The 20183-nt window shown below is 60.4% G+C and carries 21 protein-coding genes; 12 read left to right on the top strand and 9 right to left on the bottom strand.

The window, feature by feature from the left end:
* Positions 1–3: 3 nt before the first annotated feature.
* Positions 4–876, bottom strand: a complete 873-nt coding sequence (locus ACJ8IN_RS08125; RefSeq protein WP_060421448.1) for a LysR family transcriptional regulator — start codon at positions 874–876, stop codon at positions 4–6.
* Positions 877–967: 91 nt separating this feature from the next.
* Between ACJ8IN_RS08125 and ACJ8IN_RS08120 the strand changes: the two genes are divergently transcribed.
* Complete coding sequence (locus tag ACJ8IN_RS08120; RefSeq protein WP_308325549.1) at positions 968–1951, top strand: nitrilase family protein; 984 nt, start codon at positions 968–970, stop codon at positions 1949–1951.
* Positions 1952–2038: 87 nt separating this feature from the next.
* On the opposite strand, the gene ompX is transcribed toward ACJ8IN_RS08120, so the two are convergent.
* Positions 2039–2557 carry an outer membrane protein OmpX gene (gene ompX / locus ACJ8IN_RS08115; protein WP_033637662.1) on the bottom strand — a complete coding sequence of 173 codons (519 nt, stop codon included), beginning with the start codon at positions 2555–2557 and terminating at the stop codon, positions 2039–2041.
* A gap of 400 nt (positions 2558–2957) precedes the next feature.
* Here ompX and rhtA point away from each other — a divergent pair, with 400 nt between their 5' ends.
* The gene (gene rhtA, locus ACJ8IN_RS08110; RefSeq protein WP_004939202.1) at positions 2958–3845 is read left to right on the top strand and encodes a threonine/homoserine exporter RhtA; all 888 of its coding nucleotides are present in this window, start codon (positions 2958–2960) and stop codon (positions 3843–3845) included.
* A gap of 132 nt (positions 3846–3977) precedes the next feature.
* Entirely contained in the window at positions 3978–4445 is a 468-nt protein-coding gene (locus tag ACJ8IN_RS08105; protein WP_033646871.1) for a YhcH/YjgK/YiaL family protein, read from the top strand.
* Here the strand turns inward: ACJ8IN_RS08105 and ACJ8IN_RS08100 are convergent.
* Positions 4427–4978: an AAA family ATPase gene (locus ACJ8IN_RS08100; RefSeq protein ID WP_041037929.1), complete on the bottom strand. Its 552-nt coding sequence runs from the start codon at positions 4976–4978 to the stop codon at positions 4427–4429. The two genes, ACJ8IN_RS08105 and ACJ8IN_RS08100, sit on opposite strands and share 19 nt — an antisense overlap.
* A gap of 355 nt (positions 4979–5333) precedes the next feature.
* Between ACJ8IN_RS08100 and dps the strand changes: the two genes are divergently transcribed.
* From dps to ybiO, 6 genes are all read left to right on the top strand, one after another.
* Positions 5334–5837: a DNA starvation/stationary phase protection protein Dps gene (gene dps, locus ACJ8IN_RS08095; protein ID WP_004939215.1), complete on the top strand. Its 504-nt coding sequence runs from the start codon at positions 5334–5336 to the stop codon at positions 5835–5837.
* Positions 5838–5977: 140 nt separating this feature from the next.
* Positions 5978–6244, top strand: coding sequence for a DksA/TraR family C4-type zinc finger protein (locus ACJ8IN_RS08090; RefSeq protein ID WP_033637659.1), 267 nt, complete (start codon positions 5978–5980; stop codon positions 6242–6244).
* A gap of 340 nt (positions 6245–6584) precedes the next feature.
* Entirely contained in the window at positions 6585–7328 is a 744-nt protein-coding gene (glnH, locus tag ACJ8IN_RS08085) for a glutamine ABC transporter substrate-binding protein GlnH (protein ID WP_308325548.1), read from the top strand.
* Positions 7329–7429: 101 nt separating this feature from the next.
* Positions 7430–8089 carry a glutamine ABC transporter permease GlnP gene (glnP, locus tag ACJ8IN_RS08080; protein WP_004939229.1) on the top strand — a complete coding sequence of 220 codons (660 nt, stop codon included), beginning with the start codon at positions 7430–7432 and terminating at the stop codon, positions 8087–8089.
* Positions 8086–8808: a glutamine ABC transporter ATP-binding protein GlnQ gene (gene glnQ, locus ACJ8IN_RS08075; protein WP_004939230.1), complete on the top strand. Its 723-nt coding sequence runs from the start codon at positions 8086–8088 to the stop codon at positions 8806–8808. Before glnP ends, glnQ begins: the two co-directional genes overlap by 4 nt.
* A gap of 153 nt (positions 8809–8961) precedes the next feature.
* A complete protein-coding gene (gene ybiO, locus ACJ8IN_RS08070) occupies positions 8962–11187 on the top strand; it encodes a mechanosensitive channel protein (RefSeq protein WP_308325547.1) in 2226 nt (741 codons plus the stop codon).
* On the opposite strand, the gene ACJ8IN_RS08065 is transcribed toward ybiO, so the two are convergent.
* The 5 genes from ACJ8IN_RS08065 to rlmF form a co-directional block, all read right to left on the bottom strand.
* Positions 11184–12188, bottom strand: a complete 1005-nt coding sequence (locus tag ACJ8IN_RS08065) for an alpha/beta hydrolase family protein (protein ID WP_033653401.1) — start codon at positions 12186–12188, stop codon at positions 11184–11186. The genes ybiO and ACJ8IN_RS08065 overlap by 4 nt on opposite strands.
* Entirely contained in the window at positions 12176–12814 is a 639-nt protein-coding gene (locus tag ACJ8IN_RS08060) for a GNAT family N-acetyltransferase (RefSeq protein WP_308325546.1), read from the bottom strand. Before ACJ8IN_RS08060 ends, ACJ8IN_RS08065 begins: the two co-directional genes overlap by 13 nt.
* Before the next feature lie 11 nt (positions 12815–12825).
* Positions 12826–13395 (bottom strand): TetR/AcrR family transcriptional regulator, encoded by a 570-nt coding sequence (locus ACJ8IN_RS08055; RefSeq protein ID WP_033653404.1) that lies wholly within the window; start codon positions 13393–13395, stop codon positions 12826–12828.
* 178 nt (positions 13396–13573) lie between these two features.
* Positions 13574–14878, bottom strand: a complete 1305-nt coding sequence (locus ACJ8IN_RS08050) for a methyl-accepting chemotaxis protein (RefSeq protein ID WP_308325545.1) — start codon at positions 14876–14878, stop codon at positions 13574–13576.
* A 295-nt stretch (positions 14879–15173) separates the two neighbouring features.
* Complete coding sequence (gene rlmF, locus ACJ8IN_RS08045; RefSeq protein ID WP_165790341.1) at positions 15174–16139, bottom strand: 23S rRNA (adenine(1618)-N(6))-methyltransferase RlmF; 966 nt, start codon at positions 16137–16139, stop codon at positions 15174–15176.
* Between the two features lie 118 nt (positions 16140–16257).
* Between rlmF and ACJ8IN_RS08040 the strand changes: the two genes are divergently transcribed.
* From ACJ8IN_RS08040 to ACJ8IN_RS08030, 3 genes are all read left to right on the top strand, one after another.
* Positions 16258–16887, top strand: coding sequence for a flavin reductase family protein (locus ACJ8IN_RS08040; RefSeq protein ID WP_033646882.1), 630 nt, complete (start codon positions 16258–16260; stop codon positions 16885–16887).
* Positions 16888–17055: 168 nt separating this feature from the next.
* Positions 17056–17316: a multiple stress resistance protein BhsA gene (gene bhsA, locus ACJ8IN_RS08035; protein WP_015377148.1), complete on the top strand. Its 261-nt coding sequence runs from the start codon at positions 17056–17058 to the stop codon at positions 17314–17316.
* A gap of 288 nt (positions 17317–17604) precedes the next feature.
* Positions 17605–18240: a carbonic anhydrase gene (locus tag ACJ8IN_RS08030; RefSeq protein ID WP_004939270.1), complete on the top strand. Its 636-nt coding sequence runs from the start codon at positions 17605–17607 to the stop codon at positions 18238–18240.
* A gap of 66 nt (positions 18241–18306) precedes the next feature.
* Here the strand turns inward: ACJ8IN_RS08030 and ACJ8IN_RS08025 are convergent, their stop codons facing one another.
* Positions 18307–20163, bottom strand: coding sequence for a M3 family metallopeptidase (locus ACJ8IN_RS08025; RefSeq protein ID WP_060429010.1), 1857 nt, complete (start codon positions 20161–20163; stop codon positions 18307–18309).
* Between the last annotated feature and the right edge of the window lie 20 nt (positions 20164–20183).

The following is a 20183-nucleotide window of genomic DNA, read 5'->3' as shown; positions in this document are numbered from 1 at the left end:
AACCTAACCGCGTTGCATCGCCAACGCCGTCTGAACAAAGTTGTCCCGCAGCGCGTCGGCGCGCTGCGGGTCCCAGGCGATACCGACCTGCCACTCCGTTTCCTCGCCGCCCAGCGGTAAAATATCGATGCCGGCCGGCGCGATATGCGTGATGCTGTGCGGCAGCAGCGCAACGCCGACGCCGGCGGCGACCAGCGCCAACAGCGTCTGAATATCGCCGGCCTGCTGCACCACGTTAGGCGTCAAGCGGTGAGCGGCGATAAACCGCAGCGACTGATCGCTCAGCCCGCGCCCGCGCTTCGGAGTCAACTGCAACAGCGGCAGCTGATTGAAACGCGCCATCAGATCGTCGGCGCGCAGCGCCAGCGCGCCCGGCGCGGCCAGCACCAACCGGTCACTCAGCATTGCCACGCCGCACAGCGGCGTATTGACCGGCAAACGCACGAACCCCGCTTGCAACTCCCCCTGTAACAGCAACTGATACTGCCGCTCCGACGGGATGTCCTCCAGGCCGATCGCCACCTCGGGAAACCGTTGGCGAAAAGCCGCCACCAGCTGCGGCGCCAGATGAAAGCTGGAGAGGCCAAATCCCAGCGCCAGCCGCCCCGCTTCCCCGAGCGCCACCCGCCGGGCGCGCCGCTGAAACTGCTGGTACTGTTCCACCAGCGCCTGCGCCTCCGGGTAGAGCCGCTGCCCGCCGGCGGTGAGCACCGCGCCCTGTCGGCCACGCTCAAACAATCGAACGCCGAGCTGGGTTTCCAGCGCCTGAATCTGCTTGCTCAGCGCCGGCTGGCTGATGCACAGCCGGCTCGCCGCCTGTCGATAGTTGCCCTGCTCGGCCAGCGCCACCAGGGCGCGCAGTTGTTTTATGTCCATTCCATCAGGTTATCAAATAGGGAATTTAATTGATTATACAGTAATCAATCTACCTGCTGTAATCAACGCAGACCCTAACCGGAGAGACACCATGACCATCTCATTGCGCGCCGCCACGGTGCAGTTCCAGCATCGCGCCAACGATAAGAATTACAACCTGTCGATCATTGAGCACTTTATCGCTCAGGCGGCCGAGCAGCAGGTACAGCTGCTGGCCTTCCCGGAAATGTGCATCACCGGCTATTGGCACGTGCGCCATCTGTCCGACGTCGAAGTGCGGGCGCTGGCGGAACCGATCGCCGCCAGCCCTTCGCTGGCGCGCATTCGCCCGCTGGCGGAGCGATACAACATGGCGGTCGGCGTCGGGCTGATCGAGCTGGGCGACGACGGCCGTTGCTACAACGCCTACGCCGTATGCCTGCCGGACGGCGCGCTGCATGTGCACCGTAAACTGCACGCCTTCGAACACCCGGCTATCGCCAGCGGCGATCGCTATACCGTATTCGACACCCCCTGGGGCGTGCGCGTGGGCGTATTGATCTGCTGGGACAATAATCTGGTGGAGAATGTGCGCGCAACGGCGCTGCTGGGCGCGGAGGTGTTGATGGCCCCGCACCAGACCGGCGGCACCCATTCGCGCAGCCCGCACGGCATGAAGCCGATCCCACAGGCGCTGTGGCAGCGGCGGGCGGAAGATCCGCAGGCGATAGAAGCCGCCTTTCGCGGCGAACACGGCCGCGGCTGGCTGATGCGCTGGCTGCCCTCGCGCGCTCACGACAACGGGCTGTTTTTGCTGTTCAGCAACGGCGTGGGCCGCGATGACGATGAGGTACGCACCGGCAATGCGATGATCCTCGATCCCTACGGCCGCATCGTGGCGGAGACCTGGGCGGCGGAAGACCGGATGGTCAGCGCCGATCTCGATCTGACGCTGATCCCGCTCAGCACCGGCCGCCGCTGGATTTACGGACGCCGCCCCGAGCTGTACGGTTTACTGACCGAACCGCAAGGCTATGAGCGCGATGCCCGCAGCGCGCGCTTTTCGACGCAGCCGACGGGGCGCGGCGGCCAATGACAGATAAAAAAAATCCGCCCGAAGGCGGATTTTTTATCCGCGCGGCAACCAGTGCCGCGCATTCACGCCCGCAGGCATGAAGAAATCTTAGAAGCGGTAGCCTACGCCAACGTTCCAGCTGCCAACGTCCACGCTGCGGATGCGGCTCTGCTCGTAGCCAACGTCCAGGGCAACGTTTTCGATTGGGTTGAACTGCAGACCGGCACCGTAGGTGAAGCCGTAGTCGCTGTTGCCACCTTTGTTACCACCAGCCTGGGCGTTGTCGATGTTTTTGCCGTAGCCAACACCGATCACACCGTAGATGCTCGCCCAGTCGTTGAAGCGGTAAGCTGGACCTGCGGTGATGGAATCGTACTGAGATTTCTTGTAGAAACCGTTTTCAGAACGATTTTTTTCCAGGTGGGTGAAGGAGCCGATCACACCCAGTGGGTTGTTGTCGAACTCGTAACGGTATTTCAGGTTGAAACCGTCGGCCTTGTTAGCAACGCCTTGGAGATCACCCTGCGCATAGCCAGCGGATACGGTGCTCTGACCAGCGAATGCGGTACCTGCGCTAACTGCTAATACGCAAGCTGCTACTGCGGAAAGACATGCAATTTTTTTCATAACCACCTCAAACGCGTTTTATTATTAAGTACATCCATTTGTTCATGCTTTGAAAATATAACAAAAATTAGCGTGAAACTCTGCCTTGAAATGAGTGTCTAAAGCTTTATATCGTGTAACAGAAGATTTCAAGAACAGTGTATCTGCTTCTTTTCGCTCTATTTTCGGCCGTATTCTACGGCTTTCTGTGACAAAAATCACCAATTTAATATCCAGATAATTCTTAAGAAAAAGCGCACTTTTTGACCAAATCCGCCACATCTCATCCGAGGATCGGCGGATTTCACCGCGATGCGCGCTTTTCTCAGACAGATTTTCGCCATTTCATTTACACTGCTCGCATCCCCGTTTCGACCGTTTTCTCAAGGCTGAGGAACGGCGCAAAAAAGGCTCGTTAAGGATGTCGTTATCTACTTCCGGCAGAGCGCCCTCCGCGCTGCTGCCCATCTGTCTGTTAATCATCGCCATGGTGTCTATCCAGAGCGGCGCCTCGTTGGCCAAAAGCCTGTTCCCGATCGTGGGCGCCGAAGGCATTACGACGCTGCGCCTTTTCATCGGCACCCTGATTCTGTTCATTATCTTCCGCCCGTGGCGTATGCGCATCGTCGCCGGCAGCCGCTTGCCACTGCTGATTTACGGCCTGTCGCTCGGCGCGATGAACTACCTGTTCTACCTGTCGCTGCGCACCGTGCCGCTCGGCATCGCCGTGGCGCTGGAGTTTACCGGCCCGTTGGCGGTGGCCATGTTCTCGTCGCGCCGGCCGATCGACTTTCTTTGGGTGGCGCTGGCGATCGCCGGGTTGTGGTTCCTGTTGCCGCTCGGCCACGGCGTGGGCGGGATCGATCCGTTCGGTGCCGCCTGTGCGCTCGGCGCCGGTGCCTGCTGGGCGGTCTATATCATCTTCGGCCAGAAGGCCGGCGGCGATCACGGCCCCGGTACGGTGGCGCTCGGCTCCTTGATCGCCGCGCTGGTGTTCTGCCCGATCGGCGCCTGGCAAACCGGCAGCGTGCTGTTCAATCTCGATATTCTGCCGGTGGCGCTGGCGGTGGCGATCCTCTCCACCGCGCTGCCATATTCGCTGGAGATCATCGCGCTGCCCAAAATTCCGGCGCGCACCTTCGGCACCTTAATGAGCCTCGAACCGGCGATGGCGGCGCTGTCCGGCATGCTGTTCCTCGGCGAACACCTGAGCGGCGTGCAATGGCTGGCGCTGGCGGCGATTATCGCCGCCTCCATGGGCTCCGCCCTGACCATTCGCCCCAAGCCGCGCCTCGAAAGCCTTTCCTGATCGCCTGACTCGCCTGCCGACCGCAACGTCGGAATGCAGGCGGGTTAACTGTTTTCCTCGTGACAAATCGGCATACTTCCCCTTAGCCTGTATCGCAGGCTCTTTGGACTTTCGCTCACATGGAGAATAACAGTGATTCACAACAGCCTGTTCAACCCCCGCTTCGGCCGCGGACTCGCGCCGGCGCTGGTTTCAACCCTGACCGAGTTACGCCGATGCGACCTGCCCGAACTGGCGCTGGGCCATCACCCGATCGACGGCGACAACATCTTTATGGACGTGATGACGCTGACCACCGTGCCGGCGGCGGAAAAGCGCGCCGAAATGCATCAGGAGTACATCGCGCTGCATCTGCTGATCAGCGGCGAAGAACGCATCGAATACGGCCTGGCGGGCGACTGGCACCGCGAACATCCCCACGCGGAAAATAGCGACCTTCTGCTGCTGGACATCAAACGCCACCCGCAAACGCTGCACATGACGCACGGCATGTTCGCGATCTTTTTCCAGATGGAAGCGCACAAAACCGGCTGCCTGTGGCAGCGGCCGCAGCACATCAAGAAAGCGGTGGTGAGGATCCATCACCGCCTGCTGCTGTGAACCTGCGGCAGCGTCCGTAGAAAATCGGCGGCCTGGCGGGGAGAGCGCAAGCGCTTGAAACGGCGCCCTGCATCGGTACGGGCCATCTCCGCCAGGTATTTTCGCCGGTTCTTCGAGTAAGTGCGGATCGTCCACAGCACGATCGACTCGCGGCTGAAGAAAGAACGGCGGAAACTTTCCCGATTGCCGGTGCCCGGCCACAGCTCGCGTTTGCTGGCCGCGCGCTGGCACGCGCGGCGCACGGCCTGCCACAGCGTGCGGCAGAAGCCGTAGTCCAGCCACAGGATATAATCGACCTCGCGCCACTTGATCGCCTGCGTGCGGCTGTAGTTGCCGTCCAGCACCCAACCTCCTCCCGCTTCGGCCAGCGTCTGCTCAAGCCGCGCCAGGAACGCCTCATCGGGCGTCCCCTGCCATTCGGGCCGCCAATAGAGCCTGTCCATCTCGATATAGGGAACGTCAAGCCGTTCCGCCAGTTGACGCGCCAGGGTGCTTTTACCGCTGCCGCTGGTGCCGACGACGTTAATTTTCATCATTCGCCAATAAAGTCCGGGGTTAATTCCCTTACTTTATCCGCATCAATTACGGCTATCAATCTGAATAGGCTTGAAATTAACACCACGATAACAAAGCAGATATTTAGCCGAACCCGCATGCCGGCAGAAAATAAAATAACAGGGGTAAATCTTCACTGACATAAATAATACCTTAAATTGAAATAACAATAACTTTCATAAAGTTACATAAAAACAAAAAACAAATAAAAATAGTGCCATTCGGCCATTCCTATTTGTGCAATAGCCATTTTCGTGCGGCAAAAATAAATACCCCTGCTATAATTGATCCCGTAACGAAATAGGACAACGACTAATCAAGAGGATATCTGATATGAGTACCGCTAAACTGGTGAAAACGAAATCTTCTGATCTGCTGTATACCCGTAACGATCTGGACGAAAAAGTCAAACTGGCCGCCATCAAGGCGCTGAACCATCAGGTCGTGCAATTCATCGATCTTTCGTTGATCACCAAGCAGGCGCACTGGAACATGCGCGGCGCAAACTTCATCGCGGTTCATGAAATGCTGGACGGCTTCCGCACCGCCATCATCGAGCATCAGGACACCTTCGCCGAACGCGTGGTGCAACTGGGCGGCGTGGCACTGGGCACCGTACAGGTGGTTAACGATCGGACGCCGCTGAAAAGCTATCCGACCAATATCCACAGCGTGCAGGAGCACCTGAAAGCGCTGGCCGATCGCTACGGCGCGGTCGCGAATGACATCCGTAAAGCCATTACCGAAGTGGAAGACGAAGATACCGCCGACATGTTCACCGCCGCCTCGCGCGATCTGGACAAGTTCCTGTGGTTCATCGAATCCAACATCGAATAACGCTAAAAAGTTGCAGAGCGCCCGTCGTTCCGGGCAGAACAGGCTGGGCTTCGCCCGGCCTGTTTTCTTTTGCGCGGCCGTTGCATTGTACAAAAAACGGCCCATATTAAACGATAAGGTTCCTTTGTCAGGAGGTAATGATGGCCAGCGGCTGGGCGGCGGACGGCGCCGTACAAGATCAGATTGATTCCACCGTCGACGATGCGGTGCAGCGCGCGCGTGAAGCGCTCGGGCACGGCGAGAGCGAGCGCTATTGCCAGGAATGCGGAGAACCGATCCCCGAGGCGCGCCGCAAGGCGTTAACCGGCGTGCGTTTTTGCCTCGCCTGCCAGACCGAACAAGACAAAAAACACGCGGCCGCCAGCCTGTATAACCGGCGCGGCAGCAAAGACAGCCAGTTGCGCTAGCATTATCTGCCCCCCCCCTTTTCGCCGCTCGCGGCTCCGCTTGCACCGTCAGTGCATCATGAAAGTTAGAGTTAGTTATCAATATTGAAGCAAAAACGTTAAAGAACGGTTGTTTCACAGCCAAAGTTTGGTTAATGATAGCCCCGTGCACCAAGATAATTCTTACGCACCATTTTGGTGCCTCACCTTGGTGCACAACCATAACAATTCGCCTTTCCGGCACAACATCACGCACTAACTCTTTGTTTTTATAGTAGTTGAAAACATGGCACGATTTTTTCATGGCACCAACTGCAATATAAAAAATGGGTAATCCGCAACCTGTACAGGAATTCCTCTCATGAAGTCGATTTTTAAAGTCTCCCTGGCCGCACTCTCTCTGGCCTTTGCCGTAAGTTCCTACGCAGCAGACAAACTGGTGGTCGCCACCGACACCGCTTTCGTTCCTTTTGAGTTCAAACAAGGCGACAAATACGTCGGCTTCGACATCGACCTGTGGGCCGCCGTCGCCAAAGAGCTGAAGCTGGACTACACCCTGAAACCGATGGACTTCGGCGGCATCATTCCGGCGCTGCAGACCAAAAACGTCGACCTGGCGCTGGCCGGCATCACCATCACCGATGAGCGCAAAAAAGCCATCGACTTCTCCGACGGCTACTACAAGAGCGGCCTGCTGGTGATGGTCAACGCCGACAACAACAGCGTGAAAAGCATCGACGATCTGAACGGCAAAGTGGTGGCGGTGAAGAGCGGCACCGGCTCGGTGGATTACGCCAAGCAGCACATCAAAACCAAGGATCTGCGTCAGTTCCCTAACATTGACAACGCCTACATGGAGCTGGGCACCAAGCGCGCCGATGCGGTGCTGCACGACACGCCAAACATCCTGTACTTCATCAAGACGGCCGGCGCCGGCAAGTTCAAAACCGTGGGCGATTCGCTGGAAGCACAGCAGTATGGCATCGCCTTCCCTAAAGGCAGCGACGAGCTGCGCGAGAAGGTGAACGGCGCGCTGAAGACCCTGCGTGAGAACGGCACCTATAACGAGATCTACAAGAAGTGGTTCGGCACCGAACCTAAGTAAGCTGTGAATTTGGCAAGCTATTAACTTAAGCACAGGGGGCGCTTACCCCCTGCGCTTCGTTGTATCTGATACCCACGTTCGGGATCACCGGGAGAAATATCATGCAGTTCGACTGGAGCGCCATCTGGCCCGCCATTCCTATCTTGTTAGAGGGCGCCAAAATGACCCTGTGGATTTCGGTCCTCGGTCTGATTGGCGGCCTGATCATCGGCCTCGTCGCCGGCTTTGCCCGCACCTACGGCGGTTGGATCGCCAACCACATCGCGTTGGTGTTTATCGAAGTGATCCGCGGCACGCCGATCGTGGTGCAGGTGATGTTCATCTACTTCGCCCTGCCGATGGCGTTCACCGATTTGCGCATCGATCCGTTCACCGCGGCGGTGGTGACCATCATGATCAACTCCGGCGCCTACATTGCGGAAATCACCCGCGGCGCGGTGCTGTCGATTCATAACGGTTTCCGCGAGGCCGGCCTGGCGCTCGGCCTGTCGCGCCGCGAAACCATCCGCTACGTCATTATGCCGCTGGCGCTGCGCCGCATGCTGCCGCCGCTGGGCAACCAGTGGATCATCAGCATCAAAGACACCTCGCTGTTCATCGTGATCGGCGTGGCGGAGCTGACCCGTCAGGGTCAGGAAATTATTGCCGGTAACTTCCGCGCGCTGGAAATCTGGAGCGCCGTGGCGGTTATCTATCTGATTATTACCCTGGTGCTGAGCTTCGTGCTGCGTCGTCTGGAAAGAAGGATGAAAATCCTGTGATTGAATTTAAAAACGTCTCCAAGCATTTTGGCCAAACCCAGGTGCTGCATAACATCGATTTGAAGATCGACAAAGGCGAAGTGGTGGTGATCATCGGGCCGTCCGGCTCCGGCAAATCCACCCTGCTGCGCTGCATCAACAAGCTGGAAGAGGTCACCAGCGGCGATCTGATCGTCGACGGCCTGAAAGCCAACGATCCGAAAGTGGACGATCGGTTGATCCGCCAGGAAGCCGGCATGGTGTTCCAGCAGTTCTACCTGTTCCCGCACCTGACGGCGCTGGAAAACGTCGCCTTCGGCCCGATCCGCGTGCGCGGCGCGAAGAAGTCCGATGCGGAAAAGCTGGCGCGCGAGCTGCTGGCCAAGGTTGGTCTGGCGGAGCGTGCCCACCACTATCCGTCCGAACTGTCGGGCGGGCAGCAGCAGCGCGTGGCGATTGCGCGCGCGCTGGCGGTGAAGCCGAAAATGATGCTGTTCGACGAGCCGACCTCCGCGCTCGATCCGGAATTGCGCCACGAAGTGCTGAAGGTGATGCAGGATCTGGCCGAGGAAGGCATGACGATGGTCATCGTCACCCACGAAGTCGGCTTTGCCGAAAAAGTGGCGTCGCGCCTGATCTTTATCGATAAGGGCCGGATTGCCGAAGACGGCAACCCGCACGACCTGATCAACCATCCGCCAAGCCCGCGTCTGCAGGAGTTCCTGCAGCACGTATCCTGATCCTGGCGGTTTCACGGCGGGCGCGCCACGCGCCCGCCGCTTTCATTCCGCACGCGTTCCCACGCCACATCGCGCCACCTTTCCTACTATATTCATTGTTTTTCATCGTATTGCTCTGACATCCGCCGATCACAGAACGCTAAGAGAGGAACAATGCCGCCAAACGCAGACTCCCGACGAGGTTCTCATCTGCGAGAACACCTGCTTTTCCTGCTGCTGTTGCTGACCCTGAACGTCTTCGCGCCACCGGCGCTGGCGCAAAACGCGCCGCCCGCGCCCGCCGACAAGAGCGAGCAGCAGAAGGCCGCCTACGCCGCGCTGGCCGATCTGCTGCAAGACGACAAAGCGCGCGCGGCACTCATCAACCACCTGAAACAGGCCGCCGGCGACGCCCCCGCCACCGCCCCAACAACGCCGGAGGAATCAACGCCGGCCACGCTGAGCGACAGCCTGAACTCGCTGGCGCAGGAAGGCATCGGCACCTTTAACCAGAAGCTCGGCGCGCTGCAAAAGCTGATCGACTCCGGCCCGAAGCGCGTTTTCAATCCCGCCGGCTTTTTCCGCGCGCTGGGTTACTTTCTGCTGACGGTGGCGGTCACCTTTGCGCTGTTCCACCTGATCCGGCGGCTGATCGCGCCGCTGTACAAACGCATGGGCAGCTGGGGGCACAACGCGCGGCTACAGCGCGGCCCGTGGTATAAGCGCCCCGCCGCCATTCTCGGCGCTTTCGCCGTCGATCTGCTGGTGCTGCTGCTGGCGCTGGCGGCGGGCAACCTGTTCGCCCGCCACGTCCACGCCGACAGCGCCACCATTCTGCGGCTGCAGACCCTGTTTCTCAGCGCCTTCGCGGTGATTGAATTTTTCAAAGCGGTGCTGCGGCTGATTTTCGCCCCCAATTTCGACTACCTGCGCCCCTTCCCCTTCAGCGACCAGAGCGCGCGCTACTGGAACACGCGCCTCGCCTGGCTCAGCGGCCTGATCGGCTACGGCCTGATGGTGGTGGTGCCGGTGGTGGCGGTGCAGATCAGCTACCCGGCCGCCGCCGCCGTCAACCTGGTGGTGATGCTGGCGCTGACGCTGTACGCCATCTGGCTGATCCTGCACAACCGCAAGCCGATACAGCAACAGATCAACCTGCTGGCCGAACGGTCGATGGCGTTTTTCAGCGCGATCCTGCGCGGCCTGGGGCATATCTGGCATCTGCTGGCGATCGCCTATTTTCTGGTGTTGTTCGTGCTGTCCCAGTTCGACATCGGCAACAGCCTGCGCTTTATGATGAGCGCCACGGTGAAAAGCCTGCTGGTGGTCGGCGTCGGCGCTCTGCTGTCCGGCATGCTGACCCGCTGGATTTTCCGCCGCATTTCGCTGCCGACCGACGTTAATCTGCGCTATCCGATGCTCGAGCGGCGCATCAACTCCTACATCCCCAACGGGCTGAAGATACTGCGGGTGATGGTGGTGCTGGCAGTGACGCTGTTCCTACTCGATGCCTGGCACCTGATCAACCTGTACCAGTGGGCGGGCAGCGAAAATGGCCAGCGAACGCTCGGCGGGCTGGTGCATATCCTGCTGATCCTGCTGATCGCCGTCTTCAGCTGGACGCTGATGGCCAGCATCATCGAGCACCGCCTGGCGCTGGAACTGAGCAACGGCGTGCGGCCGAGCGCGCGCGAACGCACGCTGCTGACGCTGTTTCGCAACGTGCTGGCCATCGTTATCAGCACCATTACCGTGATGATCGTGCTGTCGCAGGTCGGGCTGAACATCGCGCCGCTGCTGGCGGGCGCCGGCGCGCTGGGGCTGGCCATCAGCTTCGGTGCCCAGACGCTGGTGAAAGACGTGATCACCGGCGTGTTCATCCAGTTCGAAAACGGCATGAACACCGGCGAATATGTCACCGTCAGCGGCATCACCGGCACCGTGGAGCGCATGACCATCCGCTCGATCGGCCTGCGCGACGACTACGGCGTCTACCACATCGTGCCGTACTCCTCGATCACCACGCTGGCCAACTATGCGCGCGAATTCGGGGTATACCGCGCCAACTACACCGTCAGCCGCGACGAGGACATCGATCGGGTCAATGAGGTGCTGCATCAGGCCGTCGCGGCGCTGAAGCAGGATGAACAGGTGAAGCATTTCCTGATTGGCGAGCCGGTCTTCAACGGCGTGGTGGCGCTGGGCGACCGCTCGTTCACCACCCGCGTAACGGTGCGCACGCAGGCGCTGAAACAGTGGGTGGTGCAATACGCCCTCGATCGGCTGGTGAAAATCCATTTCGATCGGGCCGGCATCGGCATGCCGCAGCAGGCGATGCAGATCTCCCGCGCGCCGCAGCTGCACGAAGAACAGGCGCCGCCCTCGGTCCCCGGCGGTTAGCGCCCGCAGGGCTGAGCGGCCAGAAAGGCCGCCACGTCCTGTCGGTAGGCGTCGTATTGCACCGAGCGCGGCGCAAACAGGCCAACCACGTTGATCAGCCATGGATGGCGGGCGAACAGCGGTTTGATCATCACATGATCGGCCTCGTCGATGCGCGTCACCGTCAGCAGCGAGGCCGGGATCGTTTGCCGATACACGCGCTCGGTTTCGTCCGCGTCCACGTTGACGTCGCGCCCGCCCAGGATCAGGTGCACCGGCGTGGTGAAATGCCGCAATTCCGCCGTCGCGTCGCTGGCCATGTTAGCGCGGATAAAGCGCCAGCGGTCGGCGCTCAATGCAGCGGCGGCGCCATACTCGCGGCGGTACTGCGCGTAGCCGTCCGGCTGTTCGAGCAGCGTCTGAATGTGGCGCCAATGCGCCTCGCGCGCCTGGATCAGCGCTTCATCATCCCCTGCCGCCGCCATCGCCGCCCGGGTGTTATAACGCCCTTGCCGCAGCCAGTTGATCGCCGGCGCCAGCGCCAGCGTGAAGGCGATGTCGGGGCGCAAACGCGCCACCGCCGGCATCACCCACCCCGCCTGGCTGGTGCCCCACAGCCCCACGCAGCGCGCATCGAAGCGCCCGTCCCGCCGGGCCCAGTCGATGATATCGGCGGTTTCCCGCGCGCGATCCGCCATGGTCTGATGCAGCCAGTTGCCGCCGGAGCCGCCAACGCCCGGCTTATCGAAGGATAAAACCGCGTAGCCCTGCTGCGCCATCGCCTCCCAAATGCCGTAATAGCCTTCGTCGCGGCTGGCGTTAGCCGGCCCATCACCGTGTACGAACACCACGACGCCGGGCTTGACCGGCGCATGCTGCGGCAACACCAGCGTGCCGGTCAGCCGGTTGCCGCCGGCGGTCACCGTGACCGGTTCAGTGACAAAACGAAAGTCGTTGACGTAAATGACCCAGCCGAGCGCCAGCAGGAGCAGCGCCACGCTGCACAATCCTATTTTGCGCACGTCGCCTCCCCGCAGCGTCTCTCCATCAACACCCAGTAGGCCTGGCCGAACAGCCATCCCAACGCAGCGTAATGCTCTTCTCGCCGCACCTGAAAACCGCAGCGCCGATACAGGCGCAGCGCATCCACGTTGCGCCGGCTGACGTGCAGGCTCAGGCGTCGGCCCGCGCCTTGCCCGGCAGCGTAGTCGTTCATCCACTGCAGCAGCCGCTTGCCCACCCCTTTGCCACGCTGACTCTCGGCCACCGCCAGGTAAGAGAGATACAGTTCATCGGCCGCCGGGGTGTGCCGCAACACCGCCATTTGCAGATACATGCGCCAAACGTTCAGCCAGCCATAGCGGCGGCACAGCCGCCAAATCGGCAAGGTGCGCGGACACCGCCCGGCGCTGTTCTCGCCAGCGGCCGCATTGAGGGCAAAGGCCGCCACCACCTGTTCATCCTGCTTCACCACAAAGCTGCGCTCCCGGCTACCGCCTTGCTTCCAACTCCATAGCCGATAGAACAAACGCCACTGAAGGCGGGCGCTCAGACGGCGCGCGCGCTGAAACTTGTCGCAGAACGCGGCGTAGATCAGCGCCGCCGTTTGCAGGCGGTCAGCATCGCGGTACGGCTCAATGTGCAGCATATCCACCTCGACTAGGGATGCCGGTAGAGCAGCTGTTCCAACAGCCGCACCGGCGTGGTCTCCTCCGGCGCAGGCGACGTAAAGATCGCCTGCCGCCAGGCCTGACTTTCGATCGCGTCCAGCACCAGCTGCGCGAGCGGCAACGGCGCTATCGCCGGTGCGATCTCACCGGTTTGCTGAGCCTCGGCGATAACCGTCGCCAGCGCCTCAATCAGCTGCCGCTGGTTGGCGCTGAACGGCTCGGCCAACGCCGGGTTGCGCGCCACCTCCGCCACGATCTCAGCCGACAGCTGCACATTGGCCGGCTCGGCGACAAAGGCGTGATAGGCGGTGAAAAAGGCCGACAGCGCCTGCTTCGGCCGCGTTCTGTCGGCCCGCAGCCCGGCGGCAAACTCGGCGAATACGCCGTTTTCCAGCAGCGCGATCTCGCCGATCAACGCTTCCTTGCCGGTAAAGTGGTTATAGAGGTTGCCGACGCTGACGCCCGCCGCCTGCGCGATATCCCGCATGCTGGTCTGGTGAAATCCCCTATGGGTAAAACTGTGCAGCGCGGCCTCGACAATCTTTTCTCGGTTTCCCATCGGCAGCTCCCGAAACGGTGAAGGGGGCGCCTGGCGCCATCGAGTGAATATGAACGAACGTTCGTTCATATTTAAGGATAGCATAGGCCGGAAAAATTGAACCACGGCTCAACGGCGTGCGAATCGGCGGGAAGATAAAAACGCCGCCCCCGTTTTCGGCGGGCGGCGCGATGAAAAGTCAGTGCAGCGCGTCGCTCTGCTTCACCGATGCAAACGCCTGCATCAGCTTCACCACGTCGTGCATGCCGATGTTGACCTGGTTGATCACTTCACCGGCATCGTGGGTCAGCGCCACGCCGCCGCCGGCCTGCTCCACGCAGGTTGCCATGCCGGCAATCGCCGCCGCCACGCCTTGCTGGATAGACTTGGTCATGCGTTCGATCTCGGTCGCCGCCTTGCGCGACTGTTCCGCCAGCGTGCGCACTTCGTTGGCCACCACCGCAAAACCGCGCCCGTGCTCGCCGGCGTGGGCGGCTTCGATCGAGGCGTTAATCGCCAGCAGGTTGGTTTGGGAAGCGATTTTACGAATGGCTTCGACAATGGTGCCGATCTGCTGAGAACACTTGCCCAGCTCGGTGACCACGTCCGAGGTTTCGCGCGCCGCCGCTTCGACCTGCTGCATGCCTTTCACCGCCTGCTGCACGATGATCGCGCCCTGCGCCGCCTGCCGGTCGGTATCGAGCGACAGATGATGCGCGTTGCGCACCATCTCTTCTTCATGCTGCTGCTGTTGCATCAGCCGGGTGATGTCCTGGGCAATCTTCACCACCTTCACCACCTGGCCTTCGTTGTCGAGGATCGGGTTGTAACTGGCCTCCAGCCATACCCGTTCGCCGCGCCGGTTGAGGCGCTCAAAACGCCCGGTGATGAACTCGCCGCGCGCCAGGCGCTGCCAATGCCGCCGATAATCGTCGGAATTGGCGAACTCCGGCGGGCACAGCACCGCATGCGACTGCCCGCACGCCTCTTCCAGCCGATAGCCCATCAGCGCCAGCATATTGTCGTTGGCGCTGACGATGGTGCCCTGCGGCGTGAAAGCGATCATCGCCATCGATCGATTCAGCGCCGCCAGCAGGCTGCGATGCTCCTGCGCCTGGGTCACTCGCTCGGTCACTTCGCTGGCGATCTTGACGATTTCCACCACCTTACCCTGTTTATTCAGCACCGGCGCGTAGGTGCCCTGCAGCCATACCGCCTCGCCGTTTTTCGCGATGCGTTTTATGGTGTCCGTGATGGGTTGGCCCTTATTCAGCGTCTCCCAATGTTTGCGGTACTGCGGGCTGGCGACATAGTTCGGATCGCAGAAAATACGGTGATGGCGGCCAATCACGTCATCGCGTTGAAATCCCAGCGTGCTGAGGAAAAGATCGTTGGCGCGCAATACCGTGCCGTCGGGCGAGAATACGATCATCGGAACGGCGTGTTCTATCGCGCTCAGTTCGGCGCCTTTGTGGGTAGTTAACTGACTGAATCGTAACAGCATAAGGTGTAGTCCTTGTGGCAGATGATGGCGCTTTTCTTATTTTTGCCTGGCCACATGCCGCGCCCACACGCAGACGTGCCATCGCGGAAGGAACGGGCAGCGCCGTTCCTTCTGGTTATTGCTATTAACCGGATTAAATTTATTTATTCAGTAAAGTAATTATTCGAATTTAAATAAACCAACAGCCTAAGATTTTTATTATTAATTCCGTATTGAGAATAACGTAAGTGATGAAGATTGAAAGGTAAAATGCAGATTTTTGTCGGCGCCGGCAGGATAACCAGCGCCGGAAGGATTAGCGCCAGCGTTCGGCTGCCCAGGCGGCCTGTTGCTCGGCGTCGTGGAAGGTCCAGGCGACAAAGCGGCTGATCTTCTGCCCTTGCGCCATCTCGATGGTGCGCACCTCGGCCGCGCCTGCCACCTTCAGCGCATGGTAAATGGCCGGCAGCGTGGTGTTTTTCGAGATGAGCGAAGTGAACCACAGGCAGTTGTTGGCCTTGCCGACGCTCTCTTCCACCATCTTGCTCACGAAGGCCTCTTCGCCGCCTTCGCACCACAGCTCGTTGTTCTTGCCGCCGAAGTTTTGTACCGGCTTGTCGGCCACTTCCCCTTTGCCCAATTTATGCAGCTTGCGGCGGGTGCTGGCGCGCGCTTCCTGCTCGGATGCGTGGAACGGCGGGTTGCACAGGGTGGCGTCAAATTTCTCGGCCGCGCCGATGATGCCGCTAAAAATCAGCTCAGGCTGTTTTTGCAACCGCAGACGCACGCTGTTACGCAGCGTCGGGTTCATCTCAACGATCATTTTGGCCGCGTTGAGCGACACCGAATCGATTTCAGACCCGGTGAAACGCCAGCCGTATTCGCGCAGGCCGACGATCGGGTAAATGCAGTTGGCGCCGACGCCGACGTCGAGGATCGCCACGCCCTTGCCGCGCGGGATCTCGCCACCGTTGCTGGTCGCCAGCAGATCCGCCAGGTGGTGCAGATAATCGGCGCGGCCGGGGATCGGCGGGCACAGGTAGTCCGCCGGAATATCCCAGTGTTCGATGCCGTAAAAGTGCTGCAGCAACGCACGGTTGAGCATTTTCACCGCCGCCGGATCGGCGAAGTCCACCGAAACATCGCCCCAGGCGTTCGGTTTTACGAACGGCGCCAACGCTGGGCAGCTGGCGATCAGCGCCGGGAAGTCATAGCGTGAACGATGACGGTTGCGCGGATGCAGGCCGCTTTTCTGCTGCGGGAAGGTTTTCTTTTTTTCCACCGTGACGGGCTCTCTTGAAGGTATTTCCGGCGCGTAAGATAACACATCCCGCCCGCAATGGCGCAGCAGCGGGAAACCCGGCACAATGAAAACCTCATCGATTACCACAGGATCCCCCATGAGCCGTGAATCTCGTTATTATTATGAACCCGCCGCCGGCCACGGCCTGCCGCACGATCCGCTGAACGCCATCGTCGGCCCACGCCCCATCGGCTGGATCTCTTCCCGCAGCGCCGCCGGCTTGCGCAATCTGGCGCCCTACAGCTTTTTCAACTGCTTCAACTACCGTCCGCCGATCGTCGGTTTCGCCAGCACCGGCTGGAAAGACAGCGTGGCGAATATCGTAGAAACCGGCGAATTCGTCTGGAACCTGGCGACACGCCCGCTGGCGGAAGCGATGAACAACAGTTCCATCCCCCTGCCGCGCGGCGAGGATGAATTCGCCTTCGCCGGCGTCACGCCGCTGCCCGGGCGCCGGGTCAAAGCCGAGCGCGTGGCCGAAAGCCCGGTGAACTTCGAATGCCGGCTGACCCAGTGCATTCAGCTGCAAACCGCCGCCGGCGAACAGGTGGAAACCTGGCTGGTATTGGGCGAGGTGGTGGCGGTGCACCTCGATCCGGCGCTGCTGGATGAACACGGCGTCTACCAGACCGCCGCTGCCGAACCTATCCTGCGCGCCGGCGGCCCGACCGCCTACTACGGCATTTCCGAACAGCACCGTTTCGATTTGGCGCGCCCGACGCGCTGATCGTCTCCCCCGTTTAGGCAGAAGATAAACGGGGGGGATTAATAATCAAAAAATCTGAATAAAACCGTCAACACTCTCCGATTTCATCCCACCTGTCACTGCGCAATAATCTTCCCATCGAAAGGCAAACCCCTTTCTCCCTAATTCACTTTGACAGGAATGACGAACATGAAAACCATCAAAACTTTTGCTGCCGCTATCGCCCTGGCCACCGTTTCTTTCACCACTTTCGCCGCTGAACACGTCAGCGCCCAGGATGCCGCCCAATTCGAAAAAGCCGGCGTGATCGTCGCCAGCGGCGCAACCGACCTGAGCAGCCTGAAGTCTCAACTGGCCGCCAAAGCCGATGCCGCAGGCGCCAAGGCCTTCACCATCACTTCCACCAGCGGTAACAACCTGATGCACGCCACCGCGGTTATCTACAAATAATCACCGCCCCAGACGTCAAAAAGCCCGCCGGATATCACCCCGGCGGGCTTTTTTTATCTTCGCGTGCGTCAGCGCGGCATGGGCACGACAGCCAGTTTTTTACCGCCCGCTTTATCAGCAACCCACCCGTACACGAACCGGACAATGCTGCCGGAAACGGGTTTAAACCCCGTATTTAATGGGGTTTACAGGGGGGTATGTACACACATTTTTTTACCGTGCCATTGCTGGACTAACGGAAGAGGATGATTATCATATTACGCAGACTACAGATGCAGAGAGCGTTGTATGCAACATATCATTGAAGGTTTCCTCAGTTTCCAGAAAGAGATTTTCCCGCAGCGTAAGGAACTCTTTCGCAGCCTGGCCTCCAGCCAAAATCCCAAAGCGCTGTTTATCTCCTGTTCTGACAGCCGTCTGGTGCCGGAGCTGGTGACGCAGCAAGAGCCTGGGCAACTGTTCGTTATCCGCAACGCCGGCAACATCGTCCCTTCCTTCGGCCCGGAGCCGGGTGGGGTTTCTGCGACCATCGAATACGCGGTAGTGGCGCTGGGCGTCACTGATATCGTGATTTGTGGCCACTCGAACTGCGGCGCCATGAAGGCTATCGCATCCTGTCAGTGCCTCGATCCCATGCCTGCGGTAGCCCACTGGCTGCACTACGCGGATGCGGCCAAAGCGGTGGTCGAGAAGAAAACCTGGAATAGCGAAACAGACAAAGTTAACGCTATGGTGGAAGAGAACGTTATCGCCCAGCTAAATAATATCAAAACCCACCCTTCCGTTGCGGTGGGTCTGCGCAACAGCGGGCTGCGCCTGCACGGCTGGGTGTACGACATCGAAAGCGGCGAAATTCGTACGCTGGACAGAAACACCAAGAGCTTCGTTTCCCTGGCCGATAATCCCGACGTCTATTTCGAATAAAATAACGCCCAGATTTTATCATTAAATAAAATCCACGCTGCCGCGTGGATTTTTTTATTGTCAGCCTTAAACCAAACGCGCCTCTATCGCCGCGGCGAAATCGCGACACATCCGTTCGTCGCCGTCGGCGTTGTCCGCCAATACCGTCTCGCCGTCCACCACCCGAATATGCGCCTCCAAATCGAAATCCGCCGGCGGCTGCGGGCGCGCGGCGGCGGCGGCCATCGTCTGCTGCGCCTCGCGCCACGCCTGCGCCACCGTCTGGTTACAGGCCTGCGCCAGATAGTCCGGGTTGAACCCTTCGCCGGTCAGGCTGCGCAGCGTGTCATCATGGCTGACGCTGTTGCCCGGCAACCAATAGTGTTGCGCCAGATCCGGGCCGATGGCCGGGTTGTCCGTCAGGTAACCGTCGCGCTGCAGGAAGAACTGGCGGGTTTGTTCCACCGCCATCATCGCCAGCAGATAACCCTGATAAGAGCAGGCGGACTCCAGCGACAGCAGGTGCGGGATCGCCAGCGTCGGGCGCGGGCTGCCGCTGATGCCGAGGATCTTCTGCTCGACCTCGCGCGCCAGCGCGGTGATGGCTTCCGGCGTGCGCTGCTCGTCATCCCACTGATACAGCGCCCACTCGAAGTACGGCACCAGCAGGATATGGCGTTCGTTGAACGCGCGCATCGGCTGGCGCGCCGCGATGCCGGCTTCGATCAGCGCATCGGGCACCGCTTCGCCGGCGGCGTTTTTCGCATAGCGTTTCAACCAGTCGGCGTCGTCCAGCAGGCTGTCGCAGAACATCGACTGGGTTTCGGCATAGGCCATCGAGGTCGGCGGGAATTCCTGCGAGAAGCACGGCGCATTCTGGCGAATGTTGGCGAAATGCGCCGCGTGGCCGCCCTCGTGGAACAGGGTGTTGAGCCCGTAAGCGCCGCTGCCCACCTGCCCCGGCTGCGCCAGGCTGGTGAAGTTGATGCGCGCCGGCACCCATTCCCCTTGGCGCACAAACGGCGGCACCGGGCCGTGCATAAAGCCGTTCTCATACTTGCCTTTGCGCACCAGCAGATCGAGGTTCATCTCGGCGCCGCCAAAGCCGATGTGCAGGCGTTTGAAGCTGTCGACCCAGCGCTCCAGCGAACGAGAAAACGGGAAGTAAGGATCCAGTTGGCGGGTGACGTCGCCGGCGCTGGCGAAGCGCACGTTCCACGGCTCCAGCGCCTGGCTGCCCTTGTCGGCCGCCAGTTGCTGCAGGCTGCGCGCGTTGGCCTCGCGGGTTTCCCGCTCGAAGCGATCCAGAATGGCGAACAGCTGCTCCGGCGTCATGCGCTCGGTTTTGTTCACCTTGTAGTCGAAATAGTTGCGATAGCCCATCTGGCGCGCAAAGCGGTTGCGCAAGCCAATCAGTTCCGGCAAGCCGTTATGCAGCAGCCATTGCTCCAGATCGCGCAGCGCCTGCTGCGAGCTGCGGCGGTAGTCTTCGTTCGGGTTGGTCGCCTGGTTGGTCAACAGCTCGCCGAGCGAGGCCGCCACCCGCTGGCCCTCGGCGTTCAGGTGCGTCACCTGATAACCCTTGCGGCGCGCGTAGAGATCGGACTCGGCGTGGATGATCCGATCCAACAGCGCCTGCGCCTGCGGATCTTCAATGGCGTTGCAGTCGAAGAAGCGCAGCCAACCTTGCAGGCCGTGGATCAGCGCCTCGCGCTGCGCCGTCTGCGGCAGCGTTTCCAATCCGGCCAGCAGATTGCGGATCTCCGCCAGCCGGCGCGGTTCGGCGATAAAGCGCTTATAGGCGCTTTCCGCGGCGGCAAAGCGCGCCGACACCTCTTCACCGCCGGTGCCCATGTAGTTTTGCCAGAACAGCTCTTCTTTGGCGCGGTGAACGTCGAGGTAATCCTGGTTCAATTGATTGAAGTAATCGAGAGCCTGTTGCATAACCGTCCTTCTCTGCCGAT

Source organism: Serratia sp. CY31944, from assembly GCF_052169175.1.
GTDB lineage: Bacteria > Pseudomonadota > Gammaproteobacteria > Enterobacterales > Enterobacteriaceae > Serratia > Serratia sarumanii.
Note: the sequence above shows the minus strand (reverse complement) of the source record. Positions and strands in the feature narration are given on the sequence as shown.

What these genes read in the sequence shown, in the direction of transcription:
- ACJ8IN_RS08120 (WP_308325549.1), top strand. Translation starts at nt 968, where the DNA reads ATGACCATCTCATTGCGCGCCGCCACGGTGCAGTTCCAGCATCGCGCC.
- bhsA (WP_015377148.1), top strand. Translation starts at nt 17,056, where the DNA reads ATGAAAACCATCAAAACTTTTGCTGCCGCTATCGCCCTGGCCACCGTT.
- ACJ8IN_RS08100 (WP_041037929.1), bottom strand. Translation starts at nt 4,978, where the DNA reads ATGAAAATTAACGTCGTCGGCACCAGCGGCAGCGGTAAAAGCACCCTG.
- ACJ8IN_RS08125 (WP_060421448.1), bottom strand. Translation starts at nt 876, where the DNA reads ATGGACATAAAACAACTGCGCGCCCTGGTGGCGCTGGCCGAGCAGGGC.
- ACJ8IN_RS08040 (WP_033646882.1), top strand. Translation starts at nt 16,258, where the DNA reads ATGAGCCGTGAATCTCGTTATTATTATGAACCCGCCGCCGGCCACGGC.
- rhtA (WP_004939202.1), top strand. Translation starts at nt 2,958, where the DNA reads ATGTCGTTATCTACTTCCGGCAGAGCGCCCTCCGCGCTGCTGCCCATC.
- ACJ8IN_RS08060 (WP_308325546.1), bottom strand. Translation starts at nt 12,814, where the DNA reads ATGCTGCACATTGAGCCGTACCGCGATGCTGACCGCCTGCAAACGGCG.
- dps (WP_004939215.1), top strand. Translation starts at nt 5,334, where the DNA reads ATGAGTACCGCTAAACTGGTGAAAACGAAATCTTCTGATCTGCTGTAT.
- ACJ8IN_RS08050 (WP_308325545.1), bottom strand. Translation starts at nt 14,878, where the DNA reads ATGCTGTTACGATTCAGTCAGTTAACTACCCACAAAGGCGCCGAACTG.
- ACJ8IN_RS08090 (WP_033637659.1), top strand. Translation starts at nt 5,978, where the DNA reads ATGGCCAGCGGCTGGGCGGCGGACGGCGCCGTACAAGATCAGATTGAT.
- ACJ8IN_RS08025 (WP_060429010.1), bottom strand. Translation starts at nt 20,163, where the DNA reads ATGCAACAGGCTCTCGATTACTTCAATCAATTGAACCAGGATTACCTC.
- ACJ8IN_RS08030 (WP_004939270.1), top strand. Translation starts at nt 17,605, where the DNA reads ATGCAACATATCATTGAAGGTTTCCTCAGTTTCCAGAAAGAGATTTTC.
- ACJ8IN_RS08055 (WP_033653404.1), bottom strand. Translation starts at nt 13,395, where the DNA reads ATGGGAAACCGAGAAAAGATTGTCGAGGCCGCGCTGCACAGTTTTACC.
- ybiO (WP_308325547.1), top strand. Translation starts at nt 8,962, where the DNA reads ATGCCGCCAAACGCAGACTCCCGACGAGGTTCTCATCTGCGAGAACAC.
- ompX (WP_033637662.1), bottom strand. Translation starts at nt 2,557, where the DNA reads ATGAAAAAAATTGCATGTCTTTCCGCAGTAGCAGCTTGCGTATTAGCA.
- glnP (WP_004939229.1), top strand. Translation starts at nt 7,430, where the DNA reads ATGCAGTTCGACTGGAGCGCCATCTGGCCCGCCATTCCTATCTTGTTA.
- glnH (WP_308325548.1), top strand. Translation starts at nt 6,585, where the DNA reads ATGAAGTCGATTTTTAAAGTCTCCCTGGCCGCACTCTCTCTGGCCTTT.